Annotated in this window: 6 protein-coding genes and 2 pseudogenes; 5 read left to right on the forward strand and 3 right to left on the reverse strand. The window is 68.9% G+C overall.

What is annotated here, in order from left to right; genetic code table 11:
- Positions 1–104 precede the first annotated feature (104 nt).
- Positions 105–524, reverse strand: a complete 420-nt coding sequence (locus BN10_RS03390) for a hypothetical protein (protein WP_010849759.1) — start codon at positions 522–524, stop codon at positions 105–107.
- An 87-nt stretch (positions 525–611) separates the two neighbouring features.
- On the opposite strand from BN10_RS03390, the gene BN10_RS16655 reads away from it, so the two are divergent.
- From BN10_RS16655 to BN10_RS03410, 5 genes are all read left to right on the forward strand, one after another.
- Positions 612–851, forward strand: a complete 240-nt coding sequence (locus BN10_RS16655; RefSeq protein WP_010849760.1) for a hypothetical protein — start codon at positions 612–614, stop codon at positions 849–851.
- A 142-nt stretch (positions 852–993) separates the two neighbouring features.
- Entirely contained in the window at positions 994–1,689 is a 696-nt protein-coding gene (locus BN10_RS03395; RefSeq protein ID WP_010849761.1) for a hypothetical protein, read from the forward strand.
- The gene (locus BN10_RS03400; RefSeq protein WP_010849762.1) at positions 1,686–1,985 is read left to right on the forward strand and encodes a transcriptional regulator; all 300 of its coding nucleotides are present in this window, start codon (positions 1,686–1,688) and stop codon (positions 1,983–1,985) included. The genes BN10_RS03395 and BN10_RS03400 overlap by 4 nt, the downstream gene beginning before the upstream one ends.
- 61 nt (positions 1,986–2,046) lie before the next feature.
- Positions 2,047–3,021, forward strand: coding sequence for an ABC transporter ATP-binding protein (locus BN10_RS03405; RefSeq protein ID WP_010849763.1), 975 nt, complete (start codon positions 2,047–2,049; stop codon positions 3,019–3,021).
- An 11-nt stretch (positions 3,022–3,032) separates the two neighbouring features.
- Complete coding sequence (locus tag BN10_RS03410; RefSeq protein ID WP_010849764.1) at positions 3,033–3,818, forward strand: ABC transporter permease; 786 nt, start codon at positions 3,033–3,035, stop codon at positions 3,816–3,818.
- A gap of 72 nt (positions 3,819–3,890) precedes the next feature.
- Here the strand turns inward: BN10_RS03410 and BN10_RS03415 are convergent.
- Positions 3,891–5,159: pseudogene (locus BN10_RS03415) on the reverse strand (phosphoenolpyruvate carboxykinase (GTP)); the annotation flags it as partial.
- Positions 5,143–5,562, reverse strand: a pseudogene (locus BN10_RS16150) (response regulator); the annotation flags it as partial. The pseudogenes BN10_RS03415 and BN10_RS16150, both read right to left, overlap by 17 nt.
- Positions 5,563–5,904: the final 342 nt, after the last annotated feature.

Genomic DNA, 5,904 nt, shown 5'->3' on the forward strand with positions numbered 1-5,904 from the left:
AGCCTGCCCGGCACCGCCGGCTGAGTTCGCCCGTCACCCAGCAACGCCCGAGGGCCCATGGATCTCCATGGGCCCTCGGGCGTTACCCAGGGTGTCCGGGTTGGTCAGCCGCGACCGATCTCATTCAGGACCGAGCCCAGTTGGTCCTTGAGTTCCGCGGAGCCGAGCGAGGCGAGCTCGAGTCCACGGCCCAGACCGATGACGGTGATCGGGTCGTCCAGCTCCTCGAAGCCCCGCTTCCGCGGAGGCCAGCGGAAGGGCCAGTTCTTCGGGCAGATCTCTCCGTCCCAGTCGGCCAGCAGGCCGAGCACGGCGACCTTCTGCTCGCTCGTGGCGGCCTCCTTGCTGTGCTGGACGGTGCCAGCTCGGGCCAGCTGCACGGCGCGCTTCGTGCCGAGCTTGGCGCCGACCTGGTTGACGATGAGCGAGGCGATGACGGCATCGATCTCGTGCGCGAACCGGGCACGGATGAGCAGCTGCCACGGAACGTTGTCGGCGCCGGGGAAGTCATCGGGTGTCCACATGAGGAACTCCTTGGGTGCGTGCCACCGGGCGGTCCGGCGGTCTGCCAAGGAGGAGGGCGATCGGGGTGCCGTGATACACCGGCGGCCATGGAAACAAGCGCGGCATTCGGGAACAACGCCGGCAAATGCGAGCGGGCGGCATACCCATGGAGGGGGATGCCGCCCGGCGGCGAGCAGGGTCAACTCGACCCGAACGGTGGCCAGGGACAGATGGATCCCAACGGCGGCACCGGCCAGGCGGACCCGAACGGCTCGAGCAGCTCGAACGGTTCGACCACGCCCAGCACCCCGAAGCAGGGCAACACCCTCCCCGTCCCGGCGACCTGATCTCACCCTCTTCCCCCCTGGCCTCTCTCGGACTTTGCCCTTGGACGCGCGTCGACGCGTCCAAGGGCACCGTCACGTCCGCAGTCGACCGGGAACCCACCTGTCTCTTGACACGCAAAGTGGTTTGCAGTACAAAGTACTTATGAACGCAAACGACAAGCCCGTCGTCGACCCCGCTGCCGACGGCAGCGACGCCGGCTTCGACCCGGCCGAGGCGCTGCGGGTGATGCAGGACCAGGACGCCAAGGTCGACCAGCAGTTCGGCAACCCCGACCGCAAGATGTACCTCGTCTGGGGCCTGGCCTACCTGATCGGCTACCTGCCGCTCGCCCTCTCCCGTGGCGCCGACCCCATCGTCGAGATCCCGATCGGCATCGCCCTGGCCATCTTCGGCCTCTGCATCGCCGCCGGTATCGTCGCCGCTGTCGTCCTCGGTGTCCGCGCCACCCGAGGCACGCGCGGCGAGTCCAGCCGCCGCGGCATGCTCTACGGCTTCTCCTGGTGGTTCTCGTTCATGTGCATCGCCGGCCTCTCCATCCAGATCGGCAGGTCCGGCGCCGACCCCGAGATCGCCGGCCTCATCGTCAACGGCGCCTCCATGGCCCTCGTCGCGGCCCTGCTCATGGCCGGCGGTGTCATCTGGCTCGACGTGTCGCAGTTCGTCATCGGGGCGTGCGTAGCCCTGATCACCCTCATCGCACTCGTCGTCGGCCTGCCGGCCTACTGGTGGATCATGTGCCTCGGCGCCGGTGGCCTGCTCCTGCTCGCCGCGCTCTTCCATCGCCCGTTGCGCCGCATCCTCCCCGACGGCGCGCTGGCCCAGGACGCGGCACCATGACCGACGCCCTCCCGCTCGACCCGGTCATCCATGCCGAGGCCAGACTGCGCGTCATGACCACGCTCGCGGCGCTCGGACCCAAGGACCAGATGTCCTTCCCCCGCCTCCAGGAGTTGCTCGGCATGACCGCCGGCAACCTCTCCACCCACAACCGCAAGCTCGAGGAGGCGGGTTACATCACGGTCACCAAGACCATCGAGGGCCGCTCGCCCGCGACCTACCTCGCCCTCACCGACACCGGCCGTGCCGCGTTCGGCACCTATCGCAAGGCTCTGGCTGCCCTCCTCGGCGGCTGAGCACCCCAATACCGACCCGCCACACCAGACCCCTCAAACCCCTCTCGATGGAGGAATCGCGATGCTGCACACCCAAAATCAGGTCCGTCCCACCACTGACACCATCACTGACACCGTCGCCGACACCGTCGTCGCCAGCGTCGAGTCGGTCTCCAAGAGCTTCGGCGACACCGTCGCGCTCGACGACCTCTCGATGCAGGTCCATGCCGGGGAGAGCCTTGGTCTGCTCGGCCCGAACGGAGCCGGCAAGTCCACCCTGATCAGCCTGCTCACCGGCACCCGCCGAGCGGACACGGGCACCGTCACGATCTTCGGCGGCGACCCGACCAGCCCTGACTCCCGTCGCCGCCTCGGTGTGACCCCGCAGGCCACCGCCCTGCCCGTCACGCTCCGGGTCCGTGAGGTCTTCGCCTTTGTCGGCGCCCACTTCGGGACCACCCAGGAGCACCTCGACGAGCTGGCCGCGTCCTTCGACCTGGCCGACCTGCTCGAGAAGCAGTGCGGCTCACTGTCCGGTGGGCAGCAGCGTCGGCTCATGGTTGCGCTCGCCCTCGTCGGTGACCCTGAGCTCGTCATCCTCGACGAGCCGACGACAGGGCTCGACGTCGAGTCCCGCGACCGCCTCTGGGCGCGGCTGCGTCGCTATCGCGACGAGGGCGGCACTCTCGTCATCACCAGTCACTACCTCGCCGAGATCGAGGCCCTCGCCTCCCGCGTGCTCGTCGTCGACCACGGCCGGGTCATCGCCGACGGCACCGTCCGTCAGATCACCGAGCAGGTCCAGCTCCGTCGGATCCTCCTGCGCACGACGGCCCCCGAGCAGCAGTTGCTCGCCCTCCCCGGCACGGTCTCCGTCACCCCCGAGTCCGAGTCCGACCCCCACCACGTCGTCCTCGCCACCCGCGACGCCGACGCCACCGTCCGCGCCCTCGTCGCCGACGGCATCGACTTCAGCGACCTCCAGGTCCACGGAGCCTCCCTCGAGGAGGCCTTCCTGGCCCTGACCACCCACCAGAGCCCGGCCCACGCGGCCTGAAAGGACTCGACATGACCGTCACCGTCAGCCCCCTCACCCCCCTGGTCGCGCACACCCGCGCCCAGGTCCTCGACCTGATCCGCACCCCGATCGCGATCATCTCGACGACGATCTTCCCGACCCTGGCCTTCCTCTTCTTCGTCCTGCCCCAGGGCGCGATCACCGACAACGCGGTGGCGTCCCTCTCGGTCGTCGCCCAACTCGGCGTCTTCGGCGTCATGTCCGCCTACCTCTTCGGCTACGGCATCGGCGTCGCCGAGGAGCGCGCCAACCCGTGGACGACCTACCTGCGCACCCTGCCGATCGGCCCGTTCCCGATGACCGTCGCTCGCTTCCTGACCGCCGCGCTCGCGTCCTTCCTCAGCCTGCTGCCGCTCGTGCTGGCGGTCGCACTGCTGACCAAGGCACCGGAGGCCTTCACGTCCGGCGAGCTCTCGTGGGCCCGGATCCCGTTCGCCCTCGCGATGGTCCTCATCGCGGCGACGCCCTTCCTCGCGATGGGCCTATGCATCGGCTACCTCCTGAGCAGCAAGGCGGCCGTCGCCGTCGCACAGGTCCTCAACTTCCCGCTCGCCTTCATCGGTGGCCTCATGCTCCCACCGGAGATGTTCCCCGGCTGGCTCGATGTCGTCTCCCTGGCCACCCCGGCGCGAGCCGCCCGCGACATCGTCATCTGGGCACTGACGGGTGAGCAGATGCCCGGATCGACCCTCCCCGTCCTCCTCGGCTGGACCGTCGCGCTGACCGCACTCGCCGTGTGGGCCAACCGTCGCGACGAGGGTCGCCGCTTCCGGTGAGTCACAACGCAAAGGTGAGCGGGCGGCATACCAATGATTTGGTATGCCGCCCGCTCACCTTGGGTGCGACCGTCAGGCGTTCTCGAGGTTGCCCTTGAGGGTGGCCAGCTCGTCCTTCATCTGGGTCGGGAGCTTGTCGCCGAACTTGGCGAGCCACTCCTGGATGAGCGCGAGCTCGGTCTCCCACTCGTCCGGGTTGACGGCCAGGGCCTTGGCGATGTCCTCGTCGTCCAGGTCGAGACCGCTGACGTCGAGGGCGCCCGGGGCCGGGACGATGCCGACCGGGGTGTCGACGCCCTCGCCGGTGCCGTCGAGGCGCTCGACGACCCACTTCAGGACACGAGCGTTGTCACCGAAGCCGGGCCACAGGAACTTGCCGGCCGAGCCGTCCTCGTTGACATCGCGACGGAACCAGTTGACCTGGTAGATCTTCGGCAGCTTGCTCGCGTCGGCCTGCTTGCCGATCTCGAGCCAGTGGCCGACGTAGTCCGCGGCGTTGTAGCCGATGAACGGGAGCATCGCCATCGGGTCGCGGCGGACGACACCGACCTGGCCGACGGCGGCAGCGGTCGTCTCGGAGGAGAGGGTCGCACCGACGAAGACGCCGTGGTTCCAGTCGCGGGTCTCGTACACGAGCGGCACGGTCGTCTTGCGGCGACCGCCGAAGAGGATGGCGTCGATCGGGACACCATTGGGCTCGTCGTACTCCTCGGCCGTGATCGGGCACTGCTTGGCCGGGGTGCAGAAGCGGCTGTTCGGGTGGGAGCTCAGGACACCGGAGTCGGGCGTCCAAGAGTTGCCCTTCCAGTCGGTGAGGTGCGCGGGCGCCTCGTCGGTCATGCCCTCCCACCAGACGTCACCGTCGTCGGTCAGCGCGACGTTGGTGAAGATCGAGTTGCCCTTCTCGACGGTGCGCATGGCGTTGGGGTTGGTCGCGTCGCCGGTGCCGGGGGCGACGCCGAAGAGACCGAACTCGGGGTTCACGGCATACAGGCGACCGTCCTTGCCGAAGCGCAGCCAGGCGATGTCGTCGCCGACCATCTCGGCCTCCCAGCCCTCGAGGGTCGGGTCGATCATCGCCAGGTTCGTCTTGCCACAGGCCGACGGGAAGGCGCCGGCGATGTAGTGCTTCTTCCCCTCCGGCGAGGTGAGCTTGAGGATGAGCATGTGCTCGGCCATCCAGCCCTCGTCGCGGGCCATGGCGGAGGCGATGCGCAGGGCGTAGCACTTCTTGCCGAGCAGGGCGTTGCCGCCGTAGCCGGAACCGTAGGACCAGATCTCGCGGGTCTCGGGGAAGTGCGCGATGTACTTGGTGTCGCTGCACGGCCACTTCGACGGTGCGGCGCATGAGGGCACGCAGGCGGGCGACGACCTCCTCGAGACTGAACGGCTTGGTCACGTAGTCGTCGCCACCGGCGGTGAGGCCGGCGACGCGGTCCTCCACGGCATCCTTGGCGGTGAGGAAGAGGACCGGCACGGTCGAGTTGTCGGCGCGCATCCGGCGCATCACCTCGAGGCCGTCGAAGTCCGGGAGCATCATGTCGAGCACGACCGCGTCGGGCTGGAACTCCTTGGCGGCCCGCACCGCCTTGAGCCCAGTGCCGGCGGCCTGGACCTCCCAACCCTCGTAGCGCAGGGCCATCGAGAGCAGTTCGGTGAGATTGGCCTCGTCATCGACAACGAGGACCCGGACGGGGCTGCCGTCGATGCGGGTCAGCCGAGGGGAGGCGCTGGTGCTGTTCATGAGGATGAGTCAACTCCCGTCCGCTCGGCACCACCCATGGGTTGGCTGTGCACTCCCTGTGAGCGTATGCCGTGGGCGGGCGTGACGTCTCATGGCTGGTGCGCCGTGTCGGCGATGCCCTTCCCATGTTGCGCGCGGTCTCATGGCCTGTGCCCCATGTCCTGGCCTGCGCGTCGCCTCATGGCCTGCGCGTGGGCTGTGCACAGTCGCGGCACAGGGGCGCCCTCGAACCTCGGGGTCATGACTTCGTTTCCCCCTCCCGAGGAGCACCCCGTGTCCGAATCCACTCCGTCCGGCACACCGGCTGACGAGACCCAACACATCCCCTCGTGGGCGGCCGCC

It is taken from the genome of Phycicoccus elongatus Lp2 (genome assembly GCF_000367525.1).
Taxonomy (GTDB): Bacteria; Actinomycetota; Actinomycetes; order Actinomycetales; family Dermatophilaceae; genus Phycicoccus_A; species Phycicoccus_A elongatus.

Coding starts and splice junctions, on each gene's coding strand:
- BN10_RS03410 (WP_010849764.1), top strand. CDS start 3,033: ATGACCGTCACCGTCAGCCCCCTCACCCCCCTGGTCGCGCACACCCGC.
- BN10_RS03405 (WP_010849763.1), top strand. CDS start 2,047: ATGCTGCACACCCAAAATCAGGTCCGTCCCACCACTGACACCATCACT.
- BN10_RS03400 (WP_010849762.1), top strand. CDS start 1,686: ATGACCGACGCCCTCCCGCTCGACCCGGTCATCCATGCCGAGGCCAGA.
- BN10_RS03390 (WP_010849759.1), bottom strand. CDS start 524: ATGTGGACACCCGATGACTTCCCCGGCGCCGACAACGTTCCGTGGCAG.
- BN10_RS16655 (WP_010849760.1), top strand. CDS start 612: ATGGAAACAAGCGCGGCATTCGGGAACAACGCCGGCAAATGCGAGCGG.
- BN10_RS03395 (WP_010849761.1), top strand. CDS start 994: ATGAACGCAAACGACAAGCCCGTCGTCGACCCCGCTGCCGACGGCAGC.